Annotated in this window: 25 protein-coding genes; 8 read left to right on the top strand and 17 right to left on the bottom strand. The window is 57.9% G+C overall.

Features of this window, described 5'->3' with window-relative positions:
• Positions 1-3: 3 nt before the first annotated feature.
• Together BN1130_RS07175 and cysC are read left to right on the top strand one after the other, a co-directional pair.
• Complete coding sequence (locus tag BN1130_RS07175; RefSeq protein WP_042041115.1) at positions 4-1728, top strand: SLC13 family permease; 1725 nt, start codon at positions 4-6, stop codon at positions 1726-1728.
• A 161-nt stretch (positions 1729-1889) separates the two neighbouring features.
• The gene (gene cysC, locus BN1130_RS07170) at positions 1890-2480 is read left to right on the top strand and encodes an adenylyl-sulfate kinase (RefSeq protein ID WP_042041114.1); all 591 of its coding nucleotides are present in this window, start codon (positions 1890-1892) and stop codon (positions 2478-2480) included.
• Positions 2481-2768: 288 nt separating this feature from the next.
• Here the strand turns inward: cysC and BN1130_RS21595 are convergent, their stop codons facing one another.
• From BN1130_RS21595 to BN1130_RS07130, 8 genes are all read right to left on the bottom strand, one after another.
• Positions 2769-4844, bottom strand: a complete 2076-nt coding sequence (locus tag BN1130_RS21595) for a pentapeptide repeat-containing protein (RefSeq protein ID WP_042041112.1) — start codon at positions 4842-4844, stop codon at positions 2769-2771.
• 640 nt (positions 4845-5484) lie between these two features.
• Positions 5485-6336 carry a TIGR03899 family protein gene (locus tag BN1130_RS07160; protein WP_042041111.1) on the bottom strand — a complete coding sequence of 284 codons (852 nt, stop codon included), beginning with the start codon at positions 6334-6336 and terminating at the stop codon, positions 5485-5487.
• A 182-nt stretch (positions 6337-6518) separates the two neighbouring features.
• The gene (locus tag BN1130_RS07155) at positions 6519-6992 is read right to left on the bottom strand and encodes a DUF3299 domain-containing protein (RefSeq protein ID WP_005901309.1); all 474 of its coding nucleotides are present in this window, start codon (positions 6990-6992) and stop codon (positions 6519-6521) included.
• A 23-nt stretch (positions 6993-7015) separates the two neighbouring features.
• Complete coding sequence (locus tag BN1130_RS07150; protein WP_042041110.1) at positions 7016-8263, bottom strand: ABC transporter permease; 1248 nt, start codon at positions 8261-8263, stop codon at positions 7016-7018.
• Positions 8257-8946: an ABC transporter ATP-binding protein gene (locus BN1130_RS07145; RefSeq protein WP_042041109.1), complete on the bottom strand. Its 690-nt coding sequence runs from the start codon at positions 8944-8946 to the stop codon at positions 8257-8259. Before BN1130_RS07145 ends, BN1130_RS07150 begins: the two co-directional genes overlap by 7 nt.
• 4 nt (positions 8947-8950) lie before the next feature.
• The gene (locus BN1130_RS07140) at positions 8951-9577 is read right to left on the bottom strand and encodes a DUF2796 domain-containing protein (protein WP_042041108.1); all 627 of its coding nucleotides are present in this window, start codon (positions 9575-9577) and stop codon (positions 8951-8953) included.
• Between the two features lie 361 nt (positions 9578-9938).
• Positions 9939-10481, bottom strand: a complete 543-nt coding sequence (locus BN1130_RS07135; RefSeq protein WP_042041107.1) for a YtfJ family protein — start codon at positions 10479-10481, stop codon at positions 9939-9941.
• A 185-nt stretch (positions 10482-10666) separates the two neighbouring features.
• Positions 10667-11545, bottom strand: a complete 879-nt coding sequence (locus BN1130_RS07130; protein ID WP_042041176.1) for a hypothetical protein — start codon at positions 11543-11545, stop codon at positions 10667-10669.
• A gap of 152 nt (positions 11546-11697) precedes the next feature.
• On the opposite strand from BN1130_RS07130, the gene BN1130_RS07125 reads away from it, so the two are divergent.
• Complete coding sequence (locus BN1130_RS07125; RefSeq protein ID WP_042041106.1) at positions 11698-12033, top strand: hypothetical protein; 336 nt, start codon at positions 11698-11700, stop codon at positions 12031-12033.
• 150 nt (positions 12034-12183) lie between these two features.
• Here the strand turns inward: BN1130_RS07125 and ppa are convergent, their stop codons facing one another.
• On the bottom strand, positions 12184-12714 hold the full coding sequence (ppa, locus tag BN1130_RS07120) for an inorganic diphosphatase (RefSeq protein WP_042041105.1): 531 nt from the start codon (positions 12712-12714) through the stop codon (positions 12184-12186).
• Positions 12715-12999: 285 nt separating this feature from the next.
• On the opposite strand from ppa, the gene mpl reads away from it, so the two are divergent.
• Positions 13000-14370 (top strand): UDP-N-acetylmuramate:L-alanyl-gamma-D-glutamyl-meso-diaminopimelate ligase, encoded by a 1371-nt coding sequence (gene mpl, locus BN1130_RS07115; protein ID WP_042041104.1) that lies wholly within the window; start codon positions 13000-13002, stop codon positions 14368-14370.
• Positions 14367-14975, top strand: coding sequence for a flavin prenyltransferase UbiX (locus BN1130_RS07110; protein WP_042041102.1), 609 nt, complete (start codon positions 14367-14369; stop codon positions 14973-14975). The genes mpl and BN1130_RS07110 overlap by 4 nt, the downstream gene beginning before the upstream one ends.
• A gap of 99 nt (positions 14976-15074) precedes the next feature.
• Here BN1130_RS07110 and BN1130_RS07105 read toward each other — a convergent pair whose 3' ends face one another.
• Positions 15075-15686, bottom strand: a complete 612-nt coding sequence (locus BN1130_RS07105) for a TetR/AcrR family transcriptional regulator (protein WP_042041101.1) — start codon at positions 15684-15686, stop codon at positions 15075-15077.
• Between the two features lie 199 nt (positions 15687-15885).
• Between BN1130_RS07105 and hpt the strand changes: the two genes are divergently transcribed.
• From hpt to BN1130_RS07090, 3 genes are all read left to right on the top strand, one after another.
• Entirely contained in the window at positions 15886-16416 is a 531-nt protein-coding gene (gene hpt / locus BN1130_RS07100; protein WP_005897830.1) for a hypoxanthine phosphoribosyltransferase, read from the top strand.
• A gap of 89 nt (positions 16417-16505) precedes the next feature.
• Positions 16506-17423: an ABC transporter ATP-binding protein gene (locus BN1130_RS07095; RefSeq protein WP_042041100.1), complete on the top strand. Its 918-nt coding sequence runs from the start codon at positions 16506-16508 to the stop codon at positions 17421-17423.
• Between the two features lie 100 nt (positions 17424-17523).
• Positions 17524-18297 carry an ABC transporter permease gene (locus BN1130_RS07090; protein ID WP_042041099.1) on the top strand — a complete coding sequence of 258 codons (774 nt, stop codon included), beginning with the start codon at positions 17524-17526 and terminating at the stop codon, positions 18295-18297.
• A 57-nt stretch (positions 18298-18354) separates the two neighbouring features.
• Here the strand turns inward: BN1130_RS07090 and BN1130_RS07085 are convergent, their stop codons facing one another.
• From BN1130_RS07085 to dksA, 7 genes are all read right to left on the bottom strand, one after another.
• Entirely contained in the window at positions 18355-18708 is a 354-nt protein-coding gene (locus tag BN1130_RS07085) for a putative quinol monooxygenase (protein WP_042041098.1), read from the bottom strand.
• A gap of 13 nt (positions 18709-18721) precedes the next feature.
• Positions 18722-19579: a pantoate--beta-alanine ligase gene (gene panC, locus BN1130_RS07080; RefSeq protein WP_042041097.1), complete on the bottom strand. Its 858-nt coding sequence runs from the start codon at positions 19577-19579 to the stop codon at positions 18722-18724.
• A gap of 103 nt (positions 19580-19682) precedes the next feature.
• The gene (gene panB / locus BN1130_RS07075; protein WP_042041096.1) at positions 19683-20477 is read right to left on the bottom strand and encodes a 3-methyl-2-oxobutanoate hydroxymethyltransferase; all 795 of its coding nucleotides are present in this window, start codon (positions 20475-20477) and stop codon (positions 19683-19685) included.
• Positions 20478-20488: 11 nt separating this feature from the next.
• Positions 20489-20989, bottom strand: coding sequence for a 2-amino-4-hydroxy-6-hydroxymethyldihydropteridine diphosphokinase (gene folK, locus BN1130_RS07070; protein WP_084218162.1), 501 nt, complete (start codon positions 20987-20989; stop codon positions 20489-20491).
• Entirely contained in the window at positions 20989-22467 is a 1479-nt protein-coding gene (gene pcnB, locus BN1130_RS07065; RefSeq protein ID WP_042041175.1) for a polynucleotide adenylyltransferase PcnB, read from the bottom strand. Before pcnB ends, folK begins: the two co-directional genes overlap by 1 nt.
• A gap of 82 nt (positions 22468-22549) precedes the next feature.
• On the bottom strand, positions 22550-23446 hold the full coding sequence (gene gluQRS, locus BN1130_RS07060) for a tRNA glutamyl-Q(34) synthetase GluQRS (RefSeq protein WP_042041094.1): 897 nt from the start codon (positions 23444-23446) through the stop codon (positions 22550-22552).
• A 132-nt stretch (positions 23447-23578) separates the two neighbouring features.
• Positions 23579-24028, bottom strand: coding sequence for an RNA polymerase-binding protein DksA (gene dksA / locus BN1130_RS07055; RefSeq protein ID WP_005897845.1), 450 nt, complete (start codon positions 24026-24028; stop codon positions 23579-23581).
• Positions 24029-24100 lie beyond the last annotated feature (72 nt).

The raw sequence follows: 24100 nt of genomic DNA, 5'->3' as shown, positions 1-24100 counted from the left end.
TCCATGACCTGGCAACAATCCCTGGTGCTGGGTCTGCTGGCTGCCCTCATTGTCCTGTTGATCCAGGGTAAACTCCGCCCGGCGCTGCTCTTCTCGGGCGCCGTGCTCATCACCTATCTGAGCGGGCTGGCGGACATCAACGCCGTGGTGGCGGGTTACACCAACAGTGCCTTGCTGACCCTGGTGTTGCTGCTGCTGGTGTCGCTCGCGGTGGAGAAGACCCGGGTCATGAGCTGGTTCGCCAATCTGGTGGGCACGGGGTCGTTCAACAAGGTGCTGGTGAAGCTGTGGTTCTCCACGGCTTTCCTGTCGGCCTTCGTCAACAACACGGCGGTGGTGGCCTCCATGCTGGGGGCGGTCAAACGCAATCCCAACCATGCACCCTCCCGCTTGCTGCTGCCGATGTGCTTCGCGGCGACCTTCGGTGGCGTACTGACCCTGATCGGCACCTCCACTAACCTCATCGTCAACAGCTTCCTCATCAAGATGGGGGCCGAGCCCCTTGGCATGTTCGACTTCTTTATGGTGGGAGCGGGGACCCTGCTGACCGGCCTTATCGCCGTGCTGCTGTTTGCCCGCTATCTGCCGGAGCAGGATACCGAGATGAGCCGGGAATCTGGCTATTTTCTCGAGGCCAAGGTGGGCGCAGGCTCGCCCCTGGCCGGGCGCAGCGTCAAGGAGAATGGGCTGCGCAGCCTCAAGAGCCTCTATCTGGCCGAAATCATTCGCGGGGATCAGGTGATCTGCCCGGTGCAGCCGGAGCACGAGCTGCACGAGGGGGACATGTTGCTGTTTTGCGGCGACGTGGAGAGCGTCGGCGTGTTGCAAGAGCTCAAGGGGCTGGAACTCTATGGCCAGCACCGGCTCAACGGCCAGCATCTGGTGGAGGTGATCGTCAGCCACAGCTCGCGGCTGGTGGGGCAGTCCATCAAGGATGCGGAGTTTCGCACCCACTTCGATGCGGTGGTGCTGGCGGTACGCCGGGGCGAGACTCAGCTCACCGGCGGTCTGGGCCAGATTGAATTGCATGCCGGCGATACCCTGCTGTTGGCCCCCGGCCCCAAGTTTGCCAGCAACAAGTCCCTCTCCCGGGAGTTTGTGGTGGTGAGCGGACTGGAAGCCTCCACCCGGCTCGATGGCAAGCGCAGCGCCGCCGTGGTGCTGGGCTTTCTCGGAGTGCTGGCGCTGTCGGTGCTGGATCTAGTGCCCCTGTTCAAGGGACTGTTGCTGATGCTGGTGGCGCTGCTGTTCACCCGTATCCTGACCCTGGACGAGATCCGCCGCCGCTTTCCGCTGGATATCTGGCTGGTGGTGGGGGGCGCGCTCGCCATCGCCGATCAGCTGGAGAGCAGTGGTCTGGCCAAGTTGATTGCCGACGCCTTGATGGGGGAGTTCAATGGTGTCAGCCCCATCATCGCCTTTATCGGCATCTACTTCTTCACTCTGGTGCTGACCGAGTTGATGAGCAACAACGCCGCCGCTGCCCTGGCCTTCCCCATGGGCTATCAGCTGGCGCTCAGCATGGATGTTTCCACCATGCCGTTCATCCTGGCGGTGCTGTTTGGTGCCAGTTCCAGCTTTATATTGCCCTATGGCTATCAGACCAATCTGATGGTCTATGCGGCGGGCAACTACAAGATGCCGGACTACCTCAAGCTGGCCCTGCCGGTCTCCCTGGCCTACAGCATCGGGGTGATCATCATGGTGCCCCTGCTGTTTCCGTTTTGATGGGGGCGGGTGATACCGGCAGGATCATGGGAAGCGATGCAAGGCATTGAGATGCGCAGCAGTGGGCAGCGGCAAGCCGCCCATTGATGGGCAGAGGCTTGGTTGCGGGAAGTCAGAAGAGTTTCAGCGTGGCAGCGTCAATGCCAAACAAGGAGTTTTAGATGAGCAATATCGTGTGGCACGACCATGCCGTCAGCAAGCAGAGCCGCTCTGAATTGAAGGGGCAAAAGCCGCAAGTCATCTGGTTTACCGGCCTGTCCGGGGCGGGAAAATCCACCCTGGCGGGGGCCCTGGAACAGGCGCTGGCCGCCGATGGCAAGCACACCTATCTGCTGGATGGGGACAATGTGCGCCACGGCCTGTGTGGGGATCTTGGTTTCGATGATGCCGCCCGTCAGGAGAATATCCGCCGGGTCGGCGAGGTGGCGAAACTCATGGTGGATGCGGGCCTCATCGTGCTCACCGCCTTTATCTCACCGTTCCGGGCCGAGCGGGCGCTGGTGCGCAATCTGCTCGGCGCCGACGAGTTTGTCGAGGTATTTGTCGATGCGCCGCTTAGTGTGTGTGAAGAGCGCGACCCCAAGGGGCTCTACAAGAAGGCGCGTGCCGGGGAAATTCGCAATTTCACCGGTATCGACTCCGCCTACGAGGCACCGGAGCAGCCGGAGATCCATCTACTGAACGCCGGCAAGCCGGTGGAAGTGCTGGTGGAGGAGTTGCTGACCGCCCTGCGGCAGGGGAACTACCTGTAGTTGTGGAGTTGCGCCGTCTTACAAATGCTGCCGGATTGTTATCCCGGCAACCGGGTAATCACTCTGGCAGCAAGCCGTAAGTAGCAAATAGAGTGCAGGCGTGGGTAGCAAGGGCACAGGCCATCTTTGCCCGCTCCGCCTGCGAGTCTTGATCTATCTCGAGGCTGCCGATATAACCCCGCAAGGGATCTTCCGATCCTTGCTTATGCTGTGGCTGGGTTATTCGCGATTTTCCGAATACGCTGTGCTATTCGAACCTTCGGGCTGAAAAATAAAAAGAAAAAGTTGTCACAGCGTTATTTCATGTTTCTTTTCATTTTCATATTTTCTAAAAATTGCCGAATTTCGTTGACCATCAGTTATATTAGAGCCAGTCAAGCGAGCTTGAGTTAGATCGCTACCAGTCAGTTTGGCATCTTGTAAATTTGCATTTGTAAAATCAACCCCCCCAAGATCTGATTGGGTAAGGTCGGCATTCTCAAGGTTGGCTTCAATGAAAAATGAGCCCTTAAAGTCAGCGCCATTAAGTCGAGCATTTCTTAAATTTGCTCGAGAAAGTAGTGAATTATGAAGCTTGGCATCTGTTAAATGTGCTTCAGTTAAATCGGAGCCCTCTAAGTTTGCTTTACTTAAGTCTGCCATTTGGAAGTTCACATTCCTTAGGCTGGTATTATTCTGGTTATGTATAGCTGGAGTTAAGGTTGTTAATTGTGCATCAATGAGGATAGCGTTATTAAAACTTGCATCATCAAGAATTGCGCCATTAAAACAAGCACCTTGTAAATTTGCCTTATCTAAGTTTGCACCTTGCAAGTTGGCCCCTCGCAAACTTGCCCCTTGAAGATTAGCTCTTTTTAGATTTGCTCCTTTTAAGTTGGCTTCATCCAAGTTTGCCCCTTGAAGGTTAGCTCCTTCCAAATTTAAATGATTAAATGATGCTTTCTTTAAATCACTGTATTCTAAAGATGCATGTTTTAAATTTAAGCTTGTTAGTTGATTGTTATCTAAAAGCTTTAATCCTGTTAATAAATATCCATTTTTTTCATTGAAGAATAATCCTACTTTGTATTGATTTACAGTCTTAATGAATTTAAGAATATTGTCAGTCTTATTAAATGGGTCTCCTTTATCGGTAAGAACACCAAGTTCAACGCCATAAACGATCAGAAACTCTCTAATGCTTAAATGCGAAAATCTAAATTCACCGTATGAGTTTCTATTTAGTAGTGAGTTTGTACCAATATCTATATGGTCGATCCCCTCAATGACTCGCTCAGCTGGATCATTTAATAAAATAATATGAGATTCACGATGACATAATTGCTGGATATGCTTTAAAGCTACGGTATGAGTGCCTTGTCGCTGCATCGTTTCAGCTAACCAGACACAAGCTTTAAGCAAGTCCTCCTTATTAAGGCGTTTATTGTGATGTGTTCTTAACTTGATGACTTCACGATTTAACCATGTGTCTACTAAACCTTTATATAATTCATACTCGGTTGCTCCCTGTCGGTGACTTTCCAACAAGGTTTCTATATGTGACAATAAAAAAGGTCTGAATTGAAGTGAGCCTATATTTTTTATCGATTGTTTGGCGTCATGTAATTTTGGGTTTTTAAATTTATTAAATATGAATTTAAAATTTCTGGGGTAACGCTTTTCCAAATATGCATCCACCTGTTCATCTGTAAATAAAGAAAGATAAACTAACGGGCAATCATAATTATTGAAAGATATCTTACCCATAGTATTGAATGCAGATTCTGCCGTTTCAGGAAAAAACTGTGTGCGGCAAGTAATTATAACACGGTAAAAACAACTAGTTGCTTCAAGTATCCTAGTTAATCGATTAATTGTACCACCTTGCTTGCACTGAGTATCTTCATCCAACGAATCCAATAAGAGAACAGTTTGAGTTTTGTTTTCTATTTGACTAATGTCACTTAAGGTTGTGCTTCCTAATTTAAGCAGTTTACATTGGTAACTTTTTGGCCAGAAAGCCATTAAATGGCTAAGCTTGATCATCATCAACAAGGACGTTTTCCCCATACCAGCATCAGCGAGGATAAACATCTGACTAGCGCCATCTCTAGTTAATATATCTCGATTAAAAAATTTGTTTATAGTTTCAAAAATGCCAGCTCTTATTGATGATATGGTTTCATCCTCAAGCTCATCTGCAGGGTTAACCTGTTGACAGTCAGGTTGAATATAAAACTTAGCAAGTTCTTGACAATCGCCAAAAATATCATTAATTCTAATTAATTCGCTGTTTCTATTGTCAATGTTGTTTTTTAATACGCTAGTTAAAGCCTTTAATAATTTAGTCGCCACTTTTGTAGAAATAAAGCTAGTTGTTTCCATGGTACCCCAAGGGTTGCTAAGGATAAAATTCAGATAAATATGATATGTGATGTAATGAAAAATAATGTTTTCTATTTAAGTCATCATATGGAGGGTGTGCTAAGTAGTTAATACCGTACTCCATATAAGAAAATTTATCTCGTATGTTGGGCTAAACATCGTAGGTCGGTGCTGAACGAAGTGAAGTCCAAGGTTTACCGCGAAATGTATGGGAAAATGTGTTTATCGCTCGGCCCAATCCATCTTTATCCTGCTCTGGTTGACGTGATCATGCTCGTCTGTTGGGCGTCGCTGCGCTGTGAACCAACCGGCAAGAAACACGCTACCGCCCCTGAATTCCAGCCTCCAGTTTGCTGCTCTTTCCCTGTGGTGTGGCTCTGGTCTGGTTCATGGTTGACTCCGACGAGAGGGGGCTCTGATGGTCATGTTACCGAACGGAGCTGGTTAGGGAAGCAGGAGGTGATAGCTTTCTGAGCAAGATCAAGAAAGTAATCCATAACGGGGTGGTGATGGGGCATCTCAACACTGAACGTGCATCAGAGCAGGGGGAAATCAGGGAGGTGACATCGGGGCCGTCGCCATGTTGAGCGCAGCCACAGCAAGCGGCGAGGCGCTTGGTCGAGCTCTTAAGAAGGGGCCATCAGACCCCTTCGTTTTCCTGGGTCGGGGCTGTGGTGACGCTCACCTCCATGGTGAGCCCCTGACCGAGCACGGTTTTCAGATCTTGCAGGTACTCCTCAAGCGGCGCTTCCGTCAGCAGCTGGGCCAGTTCATTGCCCACAGGCGTCAGGCGGTAGTAGAGCAGGGTGATGTTGGCCTGCTTACGTTGCAGGCGCCACTGCTGGTTGCCAAACGCCAGTTCCACCCCGTCGGCGGGCAGGGGGCCGGATTCCAGCTCCCCCCTGTGCAACAGGCCGAGTTCAAAGAGCTGCAACAGGGCGCCATAGGGGAGCCGGTATTTGCCAAGGCCAAGGCGGGTCACCTTGGCGCGGGTGAGCAGGCTGGCGCCCTTGTGAAGGCCCAGCAGCAGACGCTGCTCATCGCTGCCCGCATAGTGGCAGGAGAGCGCGCAGACTCGCTGAAACAGCATGGCCTCGCGCTGGGTCATCTCCTTGAGGGTGGCCAGGGCACGTATTGAAAAGCGGCCCGGTGTGGCGACCTCGATGGCGAAGATGCGGCCCCACAACTGCTGCATGGGCACCATGCTGATGTCCTCGGCCAGTTGCAGGAAACGGGTCAGCCAGTCGCTGTCCATCTCGCCGCCGGCGGCGGTTTCTTCGCAGTGGCGTGACGCCATCACCATGATGGCTTCCAGATTGCGCTGGCGAGCCGCCTGATCCGCGAGTTGGCGAAAACTGGCCCTCTGCTCGAAGGTGCTGTCTGTGTTGCGGGTCAGCATGCCGTCTATGCCCCGGCTGCGGGCCAGGCGCAGGGTCTGCTCCTGGCTGCTGAGGATGGCACTCTCTTTCTTGGGTGGGGGCAGATCGGCCATGGCGGCTCCATGCACAGGGGGACTGGGGTCAGATGTTACTCTAGTTGCCCCGACCGGTAATACCCCCGTGCGACAGGTTGGGACTCAGTTAGCAAAACGGCCCCGGAGGGGCCGCGTTGGTGACTATTGGTTGATGGTGATGGTCGAGGATTCAGATCCGTCTCGACAGCATATTCCCTGGATTACTCCTCGTAGACGGCAACCTCGACCGCCTCCATGCTGTAGCCGGTGTTGGCCATATCCTGGCTGGTGCTCACCGTCTTGATCTTGCCCTTGACCCAGATTGCATCCCAGAGGTCATCCACGGGGGCGCCTTTGGGATAGCTGACATAGACCACCTGGTTGGTGGGCGGGGGCGGCACATGAATACAGGCGCCAAAATAGGGCACCAGCAGGAAGGCGGTGACCTTCTTGGCATCCCCTTCCAGTGGCACCACGAAGCCGGGCAGGCGGATCTCCTGGCCGTCCAGTGCCTGGTTGACCTCCCCGACAGGCTGCGGCACCGAGCTCATGTCGCCATCGTGAGGCACTGGCGGGGGCGGCAGCACGCTTTGGCCCGGCGGCAGCAGGGCATCCCAATCCAGGGTCTTGAATGGTTCGGCGGCCTGGGCTGGCAACACCAGCAGGCTTGCCAACATGACCATGAGTCTCAACATCATCTTCTGTCCTTCTCGATTCTTCACACGCGGATGCTCATGCCGTCGCTCAGGCTGTAGCGATAGGCACGGGCGGCAGGCAGCAGGCCTATGACCACCCCCGCCAGCCAGACCAGCCCCAGTAGTTGCCACTCATAGGCGCTTGGCAGTGCCAGGCCAAGTTGCAGGCCATAGTGGCTGAGCAGCCAGGGCGAGGCAAGCCCCTGGCCCAGATAGAGGGCGGCGACGCCAAGCACTATCCCTAAGCTGGTCAGGGCCATGGCCTCCATGGTCAGCAGGGTAAACAGGTGCCCCGGGCCTGCGCCAAGGGATCTCAGTATGGCGAGCTCGCGGCGCCGTTCGTTGAGCCCGGCCAGCAAGGTAGTGAGCATGCCGATGAGCCCGGCAACCACCACGAAGGCGGCGATGACGGAGAGCGCCGTCTCGGCCACGCTCATCATGGCCCACAGCTCCTGCAGGGCTGCCCCAGGCAGGATCGCCATCAGCGGCTCGCTCGGGTAGGTGTTGATGGCGCGCTGCAGCTGGAATGCCAGGATGCGGTTGCTCAGCCCCACCATGAAGGCGGTGATGGTCTTGGGGGTGAGATCCTGCTCCAGCGCCTGATCGGCGGTGACATTCTTGCTGTGACGACCCGTGTCCCAGCCCAGATGGATCGCCTCTATGCCCGCCAGCGGCACATGCACGGTGCGATCGATGGGGGTACCCGTCGGCGCCAGTATGCCCACGACGGTGAAGGGCAGGTTGTCATGCTGGCTGAACGAGGTATTGCCGGCGCCATGGGCGATGACGATGGACTGGCCCAGGTGGTAGCCGAGTTTGGCCGCCACCTGGGCGCCGAGCACGGCCTCGAACGGAGTCTGGAAGGGGCGCCCCTCCCGCATCACCAGGGCTTGCTGGCGACCGTATTTGAGGTGCTTAAAGTAGTCGCCATTGGTGCCCAATACCCGGAACCCCTTGTGGGAGTCGCCGAGGGAGAGGGGGATGGTCCAGGCGATGCCGGGCCTGTCCTTGATGGCCTGGTAGGAGTCCCAGCCGACATTATTGGTGGGATTGCCGATCCGAAATACCGAGTAGAGCAGCAGGTTAACCTGGCCGGAGCGGGCGCCGACGATGAGATCCGTGCCCGAAACGGTATTGGCGAAGCTCTCGCGAGCCTGCATCCGCACCCGTTCCACGCCAAGCAGCAGGGTGACGCTGATGGCGACCGCCAGCAGGGTGAGACCGGCAGTCAGCCGCCGGGCCCAGAGACTTTGCAGGGCAAGTTTTAGCATGAGGCCCTCCGATTGAGCTGATGCAGATCTTCCACTCGGGGAAACAGGGGTTCGAGATGGGGATCGTGACTGACGAAGATGAGGGTGCTGCCCTGCTTGTCGCACTCCTCGAATAACAGGCGGATGAAGGCGGCCCTGTTGTCGGTATCGAGCGCCGAGGTGGGTTCGTCGGCGATCACCAGCTGGGGTGAGCCGATCAGGGCGCGAGCGGCGGCAACCCGCTGCTGCTGGCCGATGCTCAGGGCATGGACAGGTCGCGTCAGGGCATCGCCGGGCAGTTGCAGTTCACCGAGCAGGCGACGCGCCTCTTGTTCGGGCGAACCCTGGAGTCTGGCGCGCTTCTGTGGCGAGAAAGTGAGTGCTGTGGTGACATTGTCCAGCACGCTCAAAAAAGGCAACAAATTGAATTGTTGGAAGATATAACCCAAATGGTCGGCGCGGAAGCGATCCCGCGCCCGACCTGAGAGCTGGGCCAATGGCTGGCCCAGCACCTCGAGTCTGCCCTGGTTGGCTATCTGGATCCCCGCCAGCAGGCCAAGCAGGGTCGATTTTCCCGAACCTGAGGGGCCCTTGATGAAGACACGCTCCCCCTGTTCTATCCGTAGAGAGGGCAGTTCGAGTACGGCATCCTGACCCGGCCAGGCGAATGCGAGATCTTTGATCTCAACCACGGCAGTCGTCATGGGATCACCAGTTCACTGTGTTGGCGGTAGGAGTCAGCTCGGCGGCGGTCTGGCCGCTGGGCAAGATGCCCTGCACCGTCAGCTTGCTGAGGCTGGGATATACCGAGAACAGCTTGGCAGTCAGGCCATTGAGTCGAGCCGGGGCCGTGCAGTTGTAGGTATAGATGGCGCCGAGATCGGCATGGCCATCGTGCTTATGAGCGGCGTCATGGTCGTGACCTTCATGCTCTTCGTGGTCTGCATCATGGTCGTGGTTTGCATGATCCTCGTCGTGGGCGGCGTCATGGTCATGCCCTTCATGATCCTCTTCCGGTTGGGGGGCCTTGATCTCCTGATGCGCCAACTGGCACGCGGCGGCCGGGGCTATGCCAAACAGGGTCTCCGGCTGCTTGAGCTGGGCGAGGGCCTTGGCATATTGCGCCTTCTCCTCGGCCGTGGTGGCGGCGTGCTCAAAACCGACCAGGTCGGCGGCCGGGGCTTGCAGCTCAATCATCAGCTGATTGCCATCGACGACAAAATTGAGCAGGCCATGGCCATGTTCATGGGCGCCATGGCTGTGGCTCTCTTCATGTTCGTGATTGGCCTGGGCGCCAAAGGTGGCCAGCGCCAGCAACAAAGTTACAGCTTTCATTATTCATCCTTTAAAACAATAAGATAAGAGGGTTATGGCTTAACAGAAAAAGGATGAGGGTGGGCCGCGAATGGGCTGGGTTGGTGCCGATGGCAGGCTGGGGTTGAGGATGGGAAGGGGAGTGTACTCGGTGCCAGGGGGCGATGGGATGAGTGCGAGCGGGCTGGCGGGTATGGCAAGTTTGCCATCCAGGTGCAGGGCGCAGATCAGGCAGTGGTGACTGTGATTCGGCAGGTCGGCTTCGAGCGGGTGCTGGGCGAGGGCGGGTTGTAGCCACAACCAGCTAAACAGCAGTATCCAGACTCTAATGGTAACGCGACCCATAAACCCTTGATAAGGGGCCCAAGGGGCCCCGTCTGATTCAGAGATGGGACTTGATAAGCTCCATCACTGTGGTGATCTCATTAGCAGTGAGCTGGCCATCTTTGGCAAACAGCACCTTGCCCTCTTTATCCAGCAGCACGATGGCTGAGCTCTCCGGTGTCAGCTCCCAGGCGTTGCGAGCCATGCCCTTGCTGTCCAGCACCATGGCTGACCAGGGGAACTCCTTCTTGCTATCCTCGGCACTGCTCTTCACAAAGCCGGAGGTGCCCCAGATGGCATCATTGCTATTGATGATGGTCACTGTCTGGTAGCTGTCATGGGGCAGTCTGGCCTTCTTGATTGCCTCTATCATGGGGGCGTTCAGCTCCTTGGCGCTGGAACGACCCGCGATGTGCTGGATCAGGAACACCTTGCCGGCCAGCTGTTTGCTCTGCCAGGGCCGATAGACGATGTCCTGGCCGCTGACCAGCAGTTCACCCTGCTCGGCGATCTGCACCAGAGGGACTGGGGTCGCCTCTTTGAGGTTATGAGCCAGGGCCAGGGTCGGCAGCAGCGCCAGAGTAAGCACGAGATGTTTCATCCGGATGACACTCCTTTGTTATGTTATAACGATTTTATGGCTGAGGAAATGGGTTCTCCTCATCCTAAACTGATCGGATCTGTTTAAAAAGTGTTAAATAATCGAAGAGTTAGCGCTGTGAGCCCTTAGGACGCACCAGAGTCATGATAGCGGCGGGATTCATCCAGACTGGTTGGATCTCTTGCTCAGTAGAGTGGTTCGCTGACGAGTGGAATACGTGCCATCGCCATCTGCTGCACCATCATGGGGGAGCCGGTGAGCAGCACATGTTTCTGGTTGTTGATGACCACCACATCCCCCGGCAGGCCACTGTCTGCCGTGATGGCGAGCCACGCGGGGGAGACGCTGCCGATGCTGGTATCGGGATAGATGATGCTGAGCATGAATTGAGGGGCCAACTCGGTGAGCAGGCTGGCCATCAACAGCGCCTTCTCATCGCTGTCGGCCTGGTTGCCCTTGAGTGCCTGCAGGGGAGGATTGAAGTGATCCATCTGCTCTGATGGGCTGGGGATAACGTTGAGCCACTCCTGAATGAGTCTGACTGAGGCGGCAAGTTCCGGTGCGGCAAACTGATTCGCCAGGGGCTTGAGCGAATCCTTGAAATGGTAAAACAGCTGGGAGTAATTGGGCCTCACACAGGGCAGTTTGATGTTGGCGGGATGGACACAGGGCAGCACCATCATCTTCTCGAAGGCATCTTCCTGATATTGTTCATAAGCTTGCCAGAATTCCCGCGATTCAGGGCTGTTATCCCGGGTTGTGAAGGCCTGTTCCAGGCTGAGGAACTTGGTGGCCGTGTCGGGGCTATTTTGGTTGATCTGGCTGAGGCTGTTGTAGAGCCTGGGGCTGATATAGGCGTACAGCGTCTCTATCGGATGATTGAGGGAAGCATCGAGCAGCACCATCTCGTGCTGGCTCTTTGCCAGGGCCTTGTCATCGGTTTGCAGCTGGAAATGTTGCTGCTTGCCGTCGGCGGATTGCCACTGCCAGTCGAGTTTGACCTCTCCCGCGTGCAAGGAGCCAGCCAGCATCATGCAAGGTACCAGCTTTGGTATGGATTTCATCATGATGCACCCCGTCGGTTGACCCTGATTAACAACTAGGTGACTTGATACGTTTTTGAGCTATGTTCGGGGAAGTTTTAAGATGAACTTTTGCTAACAGTTTGATTGAGTTTTAAATTTAATTGCGAAAATAAGTCACAAGGGAAACTGTCATGAGCCGATTATGGGGATTGTTATGGTTGTGCAGCCTGCCGCTCTGGGCCGGTCAGATAATCATCACCAAGGGCGATGAGAAGATAGATGCGTTTGCTCTGCGCGATCAGCTGGCTCGGGAGCACGAGTGGCAGGAGTGGTTGCGCTATCAGGAGGCGCTGAAATGGCTGGAGGTGTTACCGGTCAACTGTGAACTCTCTCGCCAGCATGGGGGCGGTTATCGTTGTGGGGATGACTACTATCGCGCCTATCACCAGAACGGGCGTGATATCTATATCAAGGGCGATCCTCAAGATAGGGGGGCTGGTGCTGGCCAGAGGGGCAAGACCCCCTGAGTCGACAAGCCACAGGGATGGGTCACTGACCAGCCAGAGCAATCCCCGTCATGAAGGCGGATAGCACCAGTGTTGTGCTGAACGGATATCACTAAACAAAAAGGCGCCCGCTGGGCGCCTTTTTCGTGCATAAGCTGCGTGATTCGCGACTTATTGAGCGGCGTAACGCTCGGCAGAGGTGACGATCTCGGCTTCGGCGGCGGCTTTGTCGCCCCAACCTTCAACCTTGACCCATTTACCGGCTTCCAGCTCTTTGTAGCGCTCGAAGAAGTGCTGGATCTGGGCTTTCAGCAGCTCGGGCAGGTCGTTCACATCCTTGATGTGATCGTACTGCTTGGTCAGCTTGGAGTGCGGTACGGCAACAATCTTGGCATCTTCGCCAGACTCGTCGGTCATCTTCAGCACGCCAACCGGGCGGCAACGGATCACGGAGCCAGCCAGCAGCGGGTAAGGAGTCGGAACCAGCACATCGACCGGATCCCCATCCAGGGACAGGGTCGCATTCACGTAACCGTAGTTGCACGGGTAGAACATGGGGGTGGACATGAAGCGGTCAACGAAGATGGCACCGCTGTCCTTGTCGACTTCGTATTTGATCGGATCGGCGTTCTGGGGGATCTCGATGACAACATAGATATCTTCGGGCAGGCTCTTGCCGGCCGGTACCAGGTTCAGGCTCATGAGGGTTCCTTCAATGATATTCGAGTCAAGTTTGCAGGCCGATATTATAGCGATGTCCCGTCAAATGACCATATATGCGCGCCATTGCGGCCAGTTTGACCGGTTGGGGACCCGATTCCCCACTCATACATCCCCGGCAGGGGACCACTGAGCGCACATTTCGCAGCCAGAATCGCCATTTTTCACCTTGGGTGCTCGGGCTTGTCGCACTATCTGCGCCTGCCTCTGCCAAATTGGCGTCATCTTGCTAGAATGCTCGCTCTCTCTACTGGAACGGGAAGCGGTATGCACATTCACATCCTCGGTATCTGCGGCACCTTCATGGGTGGCGTGGCTGTACTGGCCAAGCAGCTGGGTTATAGGGTCACGGGTTCCGATGCGAACGTCTATCCCCCCATGAGCACCCAGCTCGAGCAGCAGGGCATAGAGCTGACCGAGGGCTATGATCCGTCCCAGCTCGAACCCGCCCCGGATCTGGTGGTGATAGGCAACGCCATGAGCCGCGGCAACCCTTGCGTGGAGTATGTGCTCAACCGCAATCTGCCCTATATCTCAGGCCCCCAGTGGTTGCTGGAGCATGTGTTGCAGGACCGCTGGGTACTGGCCGTCGCTGGTACCCATGGCAAGACCACCACCGCCAGCATGCTGGCCTGGGTGCTGGAATATGCCAAGCTCGAGCCCGGCTTTCTCATCGGCGGTGTGCCCGGTAACTTCCCGGTCTCGGCTCGTCTGGGCTCGGCTCCCTTCTTCGTCATCGAGGCGGACGAGTACGACAGTGCCTTCTTCGACAAGCGCTCCAAGTTTGTTCACTACCGGCCGCGTACCCTGATCATGAACAACCTGGAGTTTGACCACGCCGACATCTTTGCGGATCTTGCCGCGATCCAGCGCCAGTTCCATCACTTGATGCGCATGGTGCCCTGTAACGGCCGCGTCCTCTTCCCCCAGGCCGATGCCAACCTGACGGCGGTACGCGACATGGGCTGCTGGAGCGAAGTGGAGCTGGTGGGTCAGGACGACGCCAAGTGGCGAGCGGTCAAACTGGCGGCAGATGGTTCCGTGTTCGAGGTCTGGCTCGATGGCGTCAAGCAGGGCGAAGTGCACTGGGAGTGCATCGGTGATCACAACGTCAACAACGGCCTGATGGCCATCGCCGCCGCCCGCCATGCGGGGGTCGTGGTCGAGCACGGCATTGCCGCCCTCTGCCAGTTCAAATCCCCCAAGCGGCGGATGGAGTTGAAGGGCATGGTCGCGGGTATCAGCGTCTATGATGACTTCGCCCATCACCCGACCGCGATCGCCACTACCCTGGGGGGGCTGCGCGCCAAGGTAGGCAAGGCGCGCATCCTGGCGGTGCTGGAGCCGCGATCCAATACCATGAAACTCGGTGTCCACAAGCAGGAGCTGGCGGCCTGTTTCGAGGGGGCGGATGAGGTGCTCTTCTTCCAGCCAGCCAATATCGGCTGGGATCTGGGGGAGGTGACGGCCCACATGCAGGTGCCGGCCCGGGTGTTTGACCAGATCGATACACTGCTCGATGCCTTGCTGGACATGAGCCAGAGCGGTGACCATATCCTCATCATGAGCAACGGCGGATTCGGCGGCATTCACGACAAGTTGCTGGCCCGTCTCCATGCGCGGCAGGCTCAAGCATGAAGCGCATCACCCTGGCCCTGACCGGTGCCTCCGGTGCCCCTTATGCTTTGCGCCTGCTCGAGTGTCTGGTGCAGGCTGACTATCAGGTGTTTGTGCTGGCGTCCTCGGCGGCGCGGGTGGTGCTCAAGACGGAGCAGGGCACCGATTGGCCCGCCTCTCCCCAGGCACTCTCCCTCAAGCTGTGCAGCGACTTCGGTGCCAAAGAGGGGCAGATTGTCGCCTGCGGCAAGGATGAGTGGTTCTCTCCTGTGGCATCCGGTTCGGCGGCCCCCAAGCAGATGGTGGTCTGTCCCTGCTCCATGGGCACCGTCTCGGCCATTGCCCATGGGGCGTCCGACAGCCTGCTGGAGCGGGCGGCGGACGTGGTGATCAAGGAGCGGGGCCAGCTGATACTGGTGCCCCGCGAGACCCCTTTCTCCGCCATCCATCTGGAGAACATGTTGAGCCTTGCCCGCCTCGGCGTGACCATAATGCCCGCCGCACCGGGGTTCTATCATGAGCCGAAAAGCATCGAGGATCTGGTGGACTTCATGGTGGCGCGCATTTTGGACCATCTGGCCATTGAACATACCCTGACCGCCCGCTGGGGTTACGGTAATCCGTGAATATCCGATGAGAGGCGCTGCGGCTTGCCCCTCGATGATCTGAATGTTCACCACAACAAAACGGCGCCCAGGGCGCCGTTTTTTCGTAGTGAGTTGTGCTCAGGGCTGAAGGGGCGCCGTCACGTACTTGAACAGAAACTCAGTCACCTCGTCGCGCACCGGGCGTTGGGGCGAGTTGATCATCTGCATCATGACGTAACCAAAACCGGTCAGGGAGCGGGCCAGATCCTGGGCGCTCAGCACGCTCTGGATTTCCCCTTTGTCCATGGCGGTCTGCAGCACAGGGGTGATACGCTCCAGTGCCTTGTCGAGCAGCAGGGCATAACGGGGCCAGACTTCTTCCCGTACCGAGGAGCTCCACTCCAGCCAGATGTTGGCGTGATCCGGCCTGTCATAGGCCGCATCCACGAACAGCTGCACATGACTGTGAATGCAGTCACGCACCGGGCGATTGCCCGCATAGGCCTGTTCCAGCATCTGGTGCACGAACTGCTCTATCTCGGTGAGCACCTCATCCACGAGTTCTTCACGGGTGTTGAAATAGTTGAAAACGGTGGCAACTGACACCTTGGCTTGTTCTGCTATCTCGGCATGACCCGCACGGCCAATGCCGCGACGGGAGAATACCTCAATGGCACATTCCATGAGTTGAGTACGACGGGCCTCCGGTGAAAGCCGGGTTCTCCGTCTGATTTCTGCGCGTGGTTCCATGATTTTTTCATCTAATAGTTATTGATTATGGTGTTTATAGTATGGTCACCGATAATGCCCGAGGGCCTGCTAACTCTAACAATTAAAATAAGCCGATAAAAGCATCACGTATGCCTGACGCCTCCCGCCCTGGGTGGTAGAATCAAGGGTTTTGTAATCAATGAATGGTCAGCCATGGCTGACCACTATGGAGTATGTGATGAAACACAACGTCGAGGTGATGATTTCCGAGGCCGAAGTGGCCGCCCGGATTGCCAAGCTGGGTGAAGAGATCACCGCCCGTTATCAAGGTTCGGATGAGGTGGTCATGATTGGCCTGCTGCGTGGTTCCTGCGTCTTCTTGGCGGATCTCTGCCGTCAGTGCGAACTGCCCATCACCCTGGATTTCATGACCGCATCCAGCTACGGCTCCGGCATGCACAGCACCCGTGACGTGCGTATCCTCAAAGACCTGGATGATGACATCAAGGGCAAGGACATCGTCATCGTCGAAGACATCATCGATACCGGCTACACCCTGAACAAGGTGCGCGAAATTCTCTCCCTGCGCGAGCCCAAGTCCCTGGCCATCTGCACCCTGCTGGACAAACCGTCCCGCCGTGAGGTGCACGTACCGGTAGACTGGATCGGCTTCTCTATTCCTGACGAATTCGTGGTAGGCTGCGGCATCGATTACGCCCAGAAGTATCGTAACTTGCCTTTCATCGGCAAGGTGGTACCGCAGGAGTGATGTAGCTACATTGCTCATGCCAGCAGGCGGCCTCGGCCGCCTTTTCTGTCTCATAGATTCGAGGTGGCGATGGGCCATCAGGGGTTGTCATGAACGCACTGGAAATCAGCGGACTGAAAAAGACCTATCAGGGGGGCGTCGAAGCCCTTAAAGGCATCGATCTGACCGTCAAACAGGGGGACTTCTTCGCACTGCTCGGCCCGAACGGGGCGGGCAAGTCCACTACCATCGGCGTGATCAGCTCCCTGGTCAACAAGAGCGCCGGCAAGGTGAAGGTATTTGGCCACGACATAGACAGCAGTCTGGAGATGGCCAAGGCTCAGCTCGGCCTGGTGCCCCAGGAGTTCAACTTCAGCCAGTTCGAGAAGGTGAGCCAGATTGTCACCCACCAGGCCGGTTTCTACGGGGTGCCCAGGGCCGAAGCCAAGGTGCGCGCCGAGAAATACCTGCGCCAGCTCGACTTGTGGGACAAGCGTGACATGGCCGCCCGTACCCTCTCCGGCGGCATGAAGCGCCGGTTGATGATAGCCCGCGCCCTGATGCATGAGCCCAAGCTGCTGATCCTGGATGAGCCGACCGCCGGGGTGGATATCGAGATCCGCCGCTCCATGTGGCAGTTCCTCAAGCAGCTCAACGAGCAGGGCGTCACCATCATTCTCACGACTCACTATCTGGAAGAGGCCGAGATGCTGTGCCGCAATATCGGCATCATCGACAAGGGCCGCCTCATCGAAAATACCAGCATGAAAAACCTGCTCGGCAAGCTGGGACGGGAGACCTTCCTGCTGGATCTGGTGCCAGGCAGCCAGGTACCGGACTTACCCGAGTTCAATGGCCGCATGCAGGATGAGCACACCCTGGAGGTGGAGCTGGAGAAGAGCCAGTCCCTCAACAGTCTGTTCAGTCAGCTCTCCGCCCAAGGAGTAGAGGTGCTGAGCATGCGCAACAAGGCAAACCGGCTGGAAGAGCTGTTCGTCAATTTGGTAGAAGAGGGCCGCAAAGCATGAGTTTCAAGAACGATTGCATTCCCTTGGTTGCAGAGGGTTATAAGAGCATGACTTGCAAGAACAATCATATCGCCTTGATCGTAGAAGAGGGTCGTAGAGCATGAATCCCATGACCTATTACATCGCCTTCAAGAGCATCCTGGCCAAGGAAGTGAGCCGTTTTACCCGGATCTGGATCCAGACCCTGGTGCCGCCAGCCATCACCATGAGCCTCTATTTTGTCATCTTTGGCAATCTGATCGGCTCGCGGATCGGCGACATGGGGGGCTTCAGCTACATGGAGTTCATCGTGCCCGGCCTCATCATGATGTCGGTCATCACCAACTCCTACTCCAACGTCGCCTCCTCCTTCTACAGCGCCAAGTTCCAGCGCAACGTGGAAGAGTTGCTGGTGGCGCCGGTGCCGAACTACATCATCATCGCCGGCTATGTGGGCGGCGGTGTGGCCCGCGGTCTCTGTGTCGGTCTCATCGTCACCCTGGTCTCCCTGTTCTTCGTGCCGCTGCAGGTCCACCACCTGTTCAGCGTCTGCTTCACCGTGCTGCTGACCTCGATCCTGTTCTCCCTGGGGGGGCTGATCAACGCCGTGTTCGCGAAGTCGTTCGATGACATCAGCATCATCCCGACCTTCATCCTGACGCCGCTCACCTATCTGGGGGGCGTTTTCTACTCCATCAGCCTGCTGCCGCCCTTCTGGCAGGGGGTCTCCCAGGTAAACCCGATCATCTACATGGTGAACGCCTTCCGTTACGGCTTCCTCGGCATCTCCGACGTGCCGCTCGGCACCGCCTATCTCATCATTATCGCCTTCATTGTCGCCCTCTACGGGCTGGCCTGGTGGCTCATCTCCCGCGGTACGGGTCTGCGCCACTGAGGCGCAGTTCCTGGCAACAAAAAGGCGCCCTCGGGCGCCTTTTTCATGTGCGAGCGTTCAGCCTCGGAGGGCTGGGGCGTCATAGTCCGCCGGCTCGTCACTGTAGATGCAGACATTCCACTTGGCCGCCAGGCCATCCTCGGCGAGGCAGTAGCGCTCGAAGAAGGCCTTGATCTCGGCGCGCTGGCAGTGGGCCTCGAAGCTGGCGTTGTCGCGCCAGATCTCGTTGAAGGCGATGGGAAAGCTCTCCCCCTCGGCGAAGGGGCTGGCCAGCTGGCGGGTGACAATGTATTGCAGGCAGCCATCTTCGCGCAGGGTATTGGGTTCGAGCCCCTGCAACACCGCAAACAGCGCCTGCTCCTGGCCGGGCTTGGGCAGGAACTGGGCGATGCAATAGACCTTCTTGGACATGGGGTTCTCCTGATCAGGGGTGAGTGAGAGGGACGACGCAGTTGTCGATGAGGCGAGCCTTGCCCAGATACGCAGCCATCAGGATCACCAGCTGCTGGCTGGTGTCGGTCGCAGGCTCGAGGGTATCGGCATCGACGATGTCGATGGCATCGGTACGAAAACCGGCTGCGTCGAGGCGGGCACTGGCGGTGGCGATGAGGGCGGCCAGATCCCGGTTTCCCTGGGCAATCTGCTCGGCTATCCAGTGCATGGTGCATGCAAGCTCGGGGGCCAGAGCGCGCTGCTCGGCATTGAGATAGCCGTTGCGCGATGAGAGAGCCAGGCCATCCTCGGCCCGTACCGTCGGTACCCCGATTATCTCGATGGGCATGGCCATGTCGCTCACCATCTTGCGAATGAGCGCCAGTTGCTGGTAATCCTTCTGGCCGAAACAGGCCACGTCCGGCTGAACCAGATTGAACAGCTTGGTCACCACAGTGCTGACCCCGCGAAAATGACCCGGGCGCAGCGCCCCTTCCAGCAGGGAAGAGATGCCGGGCACCTCGACGAAGGTCTGGCTGGCGAGCCCCTGGGGGTACATGATCTCCGGCGTCGGCGTGAACACCATGTCCACACCGGCAGTTTCCAGCGCGGCGCAGTCCTGCTCCAGGGTGCGGGGATAGTTGGCGAGATCCTCGGCCTTGTCGAACTGCATGGGGTTGACGAAGATGCTGACCACGACTTTTTCGCCATGGTTGCGGGCCTTATCGACCAGGGTGAGATGACCCTGGTGCAGGTTGCCCATGGTGGGGACGAATGCAATGGCCAACCCTTCGCGGCGCCACTGGCTTATCTGGTCACGGAGAATGGCGGGATTGTTAACAACCAACATCGACGGTTTACCCTCAGATGAATCAAAGAGATAGATGCTAAATCAGTTAGGCATGGATGCGGAAACGGAGGCCAGGGCCCCCGTTGTCATCATGCGACCCGGATCAGTTGAAGCAGTGCTCGGGACCGGGGAAGCTGCCGTCGCTGACCTGCTGGATGTAGAGGCGCACGGCGGCGTGCAAATCGCCGGTCTCGGCCAGGAAGTTCTTGGTGAACTTGGGCACATAGCCGGAGGTGATGCCAAAGGCATCGTGCATCACCAGGATCTGGCCATCGGTCGAGGGGCCAGCCCCTATGCCGATCACCGGGATGCGCAACGCCTTGGTGATGCGCTCTGCCAGGGCAACAGGAACGCACTCCAGTACCAGCAACTGGATGCCCGCCGCTTGCAGTTCGAGTGCCTGGCGATAGATCTCCTGGGCATGGAACTCATCGCGCCCCTGCACCTTGAAGCCACCAAACACATGCACCGACTGGGGGGTGAGGCCGAGGTGTCCGCACACAGGCACGCCATTGCGGGTCAGGTGGCGGATGCTGTCACACAACCAGTCGCCCCCTTCCATTTTGACCATGCGTGCACCGGCGGCCATCAGCCGGGCGGCGTTGGCATAGGTCTGTTCCGGGGTGGCATAACTCATGAATGGCATGTCGGCCACCACCAGCGCCTTCTCGGTGCCGCGGGCGACACTGCGGGTGTGATAGACCATGTCATCCATGGTCACGCCCAGGGTGTCAGTGCCCCCTTGCAGTACCATGCCAAGGGAGTCACCGATGAGCAGCACATGGGCGCCCTCGTCGTCGAACAACTTGGCGAAACTGGCATCATAGGCGGTGATGGCGGTAAATTTCTGGCCGTCCTGCTTCATCTTCAGCAGGCTGGCGGTGGTGATATTGCTCACTTGGATGGCTCCTACAGGCTCGCGGCCGACGCTATGATGGCGAGATCATTGCGGGGGCAGCGGGCAACCAGATCGTTGAGCGGGGTGCCGCAAGGCAGCACCAGAGCGGGCGCAATCTCGAACAGGGGCAGCAGCACGAACTCCCGCTCCTTCATGCCGTAGTGGGGGACGGTCAGGCGCTCGCTCTGCAGGCACTCTGCCCCATAGAGCAGCAGGTCCAGATCCAGACTTCTGGGCCCCCATCTCTCGTCTTTGCGCACACGTCCTTGTTCCAACTCGATTCTTTGCAACTGATCCAGCAAGGCCAGGGGCGCGAGCCGGGTCGTCAGTCTGACCACGGCATTGACGTAGTCAGGCTGATCCGCAGGGCCCATGGGGCGGCTGCTGTAAAAAGAGGAGGCTTGTTGCAGCGCAGATCCAGGCAAGGCCGCCAGCGCCACCACGGCGCGGCGAGCCTGGCCTAGCGGGTCGGCCAGATTGGATCCGATGGCAACGAAGACCTCCTGGGTCATCATTCGGCCGCTTTGGGCTTGCGACGACGGGGGCGACGGCGGTTACGGCTGTTGCTGCTGCGTTTCTCGCCTTCACCCTGAGGTTTGTCCGCTTGCGGCCTGTCACCGCCACGGGTCGCTTCCCGTTGCAGCTGCGGGCGCACATCCGGATTGGACTCCACATAGCGCTCCCACCAGCCGGCGAGCTCGCCCAGGCCACGCTCAACCCGGTTGCGCAGCAACAGGAAGTCGAAGGCGGCACGGAATTTGGGATGCTCCATGGCGCGCTCGGGGTGGCGGCCCTGACGGCGGGTCAGGCGCTGCTGCAGGGCCCAGATGTCGCGCACATCCGTGGTGAAGCGACGGGGCACGGCGATGATCCGCACCTGGGCATCCAGCACCTCGTTGATGGCCAGCATGAAGGCGTCATGCCAGGGCAGGCCGCTCTCGTTTTCCAGCACGCGGGCACGGGCCTCGACACTGCCCCACAGCAGGGCGGCGTACAGGAAGGCGGGAGTGACCCGCTTCTCTTCGCGCACCCGGGTGTCGGTGTCAGTCAGGGCATGCTCGATGAACTGCTCGAACGGCGAGTTGCCGTGCGGGGTGAACAGGGTGGCGACCTGGGGGAACAGCTGCTGGAACAGGCCGTATTCACGGAGCAGCTTGTAGGTCGCCAGGCCGTCGCCTGCCAGGAACAGCTTGAGGGTCTCCTCAAACAGCCGGGCGGCCGGGATATCTTGCAGCAGCGAGGCCAGCTCTTTGATGGGGGCGGCACTGCGCGGGCTGATGTGCATATCCAGCTTGGCGGCGAAACGCACGGCGCGCAGCATGCGCACCGGATCTTCCCGGTAGCGGGTCTCGGGGTCGCCGATCAGCTCCAGCTTGCGCTCGGCGAGATCATCGATACCGCCCTCGAAGTCGTGCAGGGTGAAATCCTTGGCACTGTAATAGAGGGCGTTGACGGTAAAGTCACGGCGCTCGGCATCTTCTTCAATGGTGCCGTAGACGTTGTCGCGCAGCAGCATGCCTTCATCGCTCTGGGCGGAGACATGGCGACTGTTGTTGACCTGATGGTGATGGCCACGGAAGGTGGCGACCTCGATCACGTCGCGTCCGAAGACGATGTGGGCCAGACGGAAGCGGCGGCCGATCAGGCGGCAGTTGCTAAACAGCGCCTTGATCTGTTCCGGGGTCGCGTTGGTGGCGATGTCGAAATCCTTTGGCGTCCTCCCAAGCAGAATATCCCGGACACCCCCGCCGACCAGGTAGGCGTCATAGCCGCCCTTGTTCAGGCGATAGAGAACCTTGAGGGCATTCTCACTGATCTCTTTGCGCGAGATGGGGTGCTGGTCACGGCTCAGCGTGCGTCTTGGTCCGGCACTCCGCTGGGTGGCAGTGTGGACAGGCTCTTGAGTCGTCATCGACTCGTCGCCTTCTTCCTTGCCGAGCACCTTGCGGCAAAAGTTTGCGATCTGGGAAAAAATGGTACACCTCTTCATGACTTCAAATTGACGGGAGGCCAAAAAATAGCGGCCTATCATAGCTCAGCCTTGACCAAATGAAAAACCATGTGGTCGGGGGCTAGCAGCCCGGTGCCGGTTGCGGCTGTTTGGGCACCCTGTCCAGCCGCCAGTGAGCGATGGCCCACTGGATTATCTCAGTGATGGAACAGGCTGCCAGCTCATCTGGTGGCCCTTGGCCGAGAAAGTGCAAGGCCTGCAGCAGAGTGGGGCGTACCTCGGTCAGGCTCAGGGCTGGCGCATGGTTCTGCTTGGAGAGCTTGTTGCCATCGGCCAACACCGCCAGGGGCAGATGAACCCAGGCGGGAGGCTCACTGCCCAGCGCTCTGTGGAGGGCCACCTGGCGCACCGTTGGCTCGAGCAAGTCGGCCCCACGCACTATCTCGGTAATACCCGCATCCATGTCATCGACCACCACCGCCAGATTGTAGGCATAGAGACCATCGCGGCGGTGGATGATGAAATCCTCCTCCGCCAGGGCCGGGGTCACTGTGATGGCGCCGAGCAGGCCATCCTCAAAGCCGTATACCGGATGACGCTGGCGGAGCCGGGCGGCGCAGCCCGCAGGGGTCAGCCCCAATGTGCGGCAGTGGCCATTATAGAGGCCGCCGCACGCTGCTATCTCGCGTCGGGTGCAGCGGCACCAGTAGAGATCTCCCGCCTGGTAGAGCGCGGCGATGACCTCATCATAGCGAGCATGACGCCGACTCTGATATACCACTTCCCCATCCCAGTGCAGGCCATAGGCCTCCAGGGCGTGCAGGATCAGGCTCGTTGCCCCGGCCATCTCCCGCGGTGGATCGATGTCTTCGATGCGCAGCAGCCAGCGTCCCCCCCGGGAACGAGCCTGCAGCACGCTGCCCAGGGCCGCAATCAGGGAGCCAAAGTGCAGCGGACCGGACGGGGAGGGGGCAAAACGTCCCACATAAGGGGAGGGCGTAGGGCTGTTCAGGGGCATGACGGCAGAGACGAGATGGACATGGAAGCGCCATTCTCGCCCTGGGCCCGCCAAAGCTCAATAAAAAAGGGAGCTGAGTGCTCCCTTTTCTACCAATTCGGGGGAATGGCCCCGAGTGGTTCAAATGGCGGATTAACCGGCCATCTGTTTCTCTTTGATCTCGGCCAGCGTCTTGCAGTCCACACAAAGATCGGCGGTGGGACGTGCTTCGAGGCGGCGGATGCCGATCTCGATGCCGCAATGTTCGCAATAACCGAAGTCATCGTCGTCCAGCAGCAGCAAGGTCTTCTCGATCTTCTTGATCAGCTTGCGCTCACGGTCGCGAGTACGCAGTTCGAGGGCAAATTCCTCTTCCTGTGCTGCGCGGTCCACGGGATCCGGGAAGTTGGCTGCCTCGTCCTTCATGTGATCAACTGTGCGGTCGACTTCCTGCATCAATTGATTGCGCCAGGCTCCCAGGATTTTGCGGAAATGAGCCTTTTGTTGGTCATTCATGTACTCCTCACCGGGTTTTTCCTGGTAAGGCGCAACTCCCGCAACGGCCAGGGGGCCCAGAGATTTCCTGATTTCGCCTGTTGGCATGCCCTGTCTCCTATTTAGCACCTAATGGTGCCATCCATAAATTGAGGGCGACATCTATAGCAGAAGGGTAAC

The organism is Aeromonas rivuli (assembly GCF_000820045.1).
Taxonomy (GTDB): Bacteria; Pseudomonadota; Gammaproteobacteria; order Enterobacterales; family Aeromonadaceae; genus Aeromonas; species Aeromonas rivuli.
Note: the sequence above shows the minus strand (reverse complement) of the source record. Positions and strands in the feature narration are given on the sequence as shown.

Coding starts and splice junctions, on each gene's coding strand:
- BN1130_RS07175 (WP_042041115.1), top strand. CDS start 4: ATGACCTGGCAACAATCCCTGGTGCTGGGTCTGCTGGCTGCCCTCATT.
- cysC (WP_042041114.1), top strand. CDS start 1,890: ATGAGCAATATCGTGTGGCACGACCATGCCGTCAGCAAGCAGAGCCGC.
- BN1130_RS21595 (WP_042041112.1), bottom strand. CDS start 4,844: ATGGAAACAACTAGCTTTATTTCTACAAAAGTGGCGACTAAATTATTA.
- BN1130_RS07160 (WP_042041111.1), bottom strand. CDS start 6,336: ATGGCCGATCTGCCCCCACCCAAGAAAGAGAGTGCCATCCTCAGCAGC.
- BN1130_RS07155 (WP_005901309.1), bottom strand. CDS start 6,992: ATGTTGAGACTCATGGTCATGTTGGCAAGCCTGCTGGTGTTGCCAGCC.
- BN1130_RS07150 (WP_042041110.1), bottom strand. CDS start 8,263: ATGCTAAAACTTGCCCTGCAAAGTCTCTGGGCCCGGCGGCTGACTGCC.
- BN1130_RS07145 (WP_042041109.1), bottom strand. CDS start 8,946: ATGACGACTGCCGTGGTTGAGATCAAAGATCTCGCATTCGCCTGGCCG.
- BN1130_RS07140 (WP_042041108.1), bottom strand. CDS start 9,577: ATGAAAGCTGTAACTTTGTTGCTGGCGCTGGCCACCTTTGGCGCCCAG.
- BN1130_RS07135 (WP_042041107.1), bottom strand. CDS start 10,481: ATGAAACATCTCGTGCTTACTCTGGCGCTGCTGCCGACCCTGGCCCTG.
- BN1130_RS07130 (WP_042041176.1), bottom strand. CDS start 11,545: ATGAAATCCATACCAAAGCTGGTACCTTGCATGATGCTGGCTGGCTCC.
- BN1130_RS07125 (WP_042041106.1), top strand. CDS start 11,698: ATGAGCCGATTATGGGGATTGTTATGGTTGTGCAGCCTGCCGCTCTGG.
- ppa (WP_042041105.1), bottom strand. CDS start 12,714: ATGAGCCTGAACCTGGTACCGGCCGGCAAGAGCCTGCCCGAAGATATC.
- mpl (WP_042041104.1), top strand. CDS start 13,000: ATGCACATTCACATCCTCGGTATCTGCGGCACCTTCATGGGTGGCGTG.
- BN1130_RS07110 (WP_042041102.1), top strand. CDS start 14,367: ATGAAGCGCATCACCCTGGCCCTGACCGGTGCCTCCGGTGCCCCTTAT.
- BN1130_RS07105 (WP_042041101.1), bottom strand. CDS start 15,686: ATGGAACCACGCGCAGAAATCAGACGGAGAACCCGGCTTTCACCGGAG.
- hpt (WP_005897830.1), top strand. CDS start 15,886: ATGAAACACAACGTCGAGGTGATGATTTCCGAGGCCGAAGTGGCCGCC.
- BN1130_RS07095 (WP_042041100.1), top strand. CDS start 16,506: ATGAACGCACTGGAAATCAGCGGACTGAAAAAGACCTATCAGGGGGGC.
- BN1130_RS07090 (WP_042041099.1), top strand. CDS start 17,524: ATGAATCCCATGACCTATTACATCGCCTTCAAGAGCATCCTGGCCAAG.
- BN1130_RS07085 (WP_042041098.1), bottom strand. CDS start 18,708: ATGTCCAAGAAGGTCTATTGCATCGCCCAGTTCCTGCCCAAGCCCGGC.
- panC (WP_042041097.1), bottom strand. CDS start 19,579: ATGTTGGTTGTTAACAATCCCGCCATTCTCCGTGACCAGATAAGCCAG.
- folK (WP_084218162.1), bottom strand. CDS start 20,989: ATGACCCAGGAGGTCTTCGTTGCCATCGGATCCAATCTGGCCGACCCG.
- pcnB (WP_042041175.1), bottom strand. CDS start 22,467: ATGAAGAGGTGTACCATTTTTTCCCAGATCGCAAACTTTTGCCGCAAG.
- gluQRS (WP_042041094.1), bottom strand. CDS start 23,446: ATGCCCCTGAACAGCCCTACGCCCTCCCCTTATGTGGGACGTTTTGCC.
- dksA (WP_005897845.1), bottom strand. CDS start 24,028: ATGCCAACAGGCGAAATCAGGAAATCTCTGGGCCCCCTGGCCGTTGCG.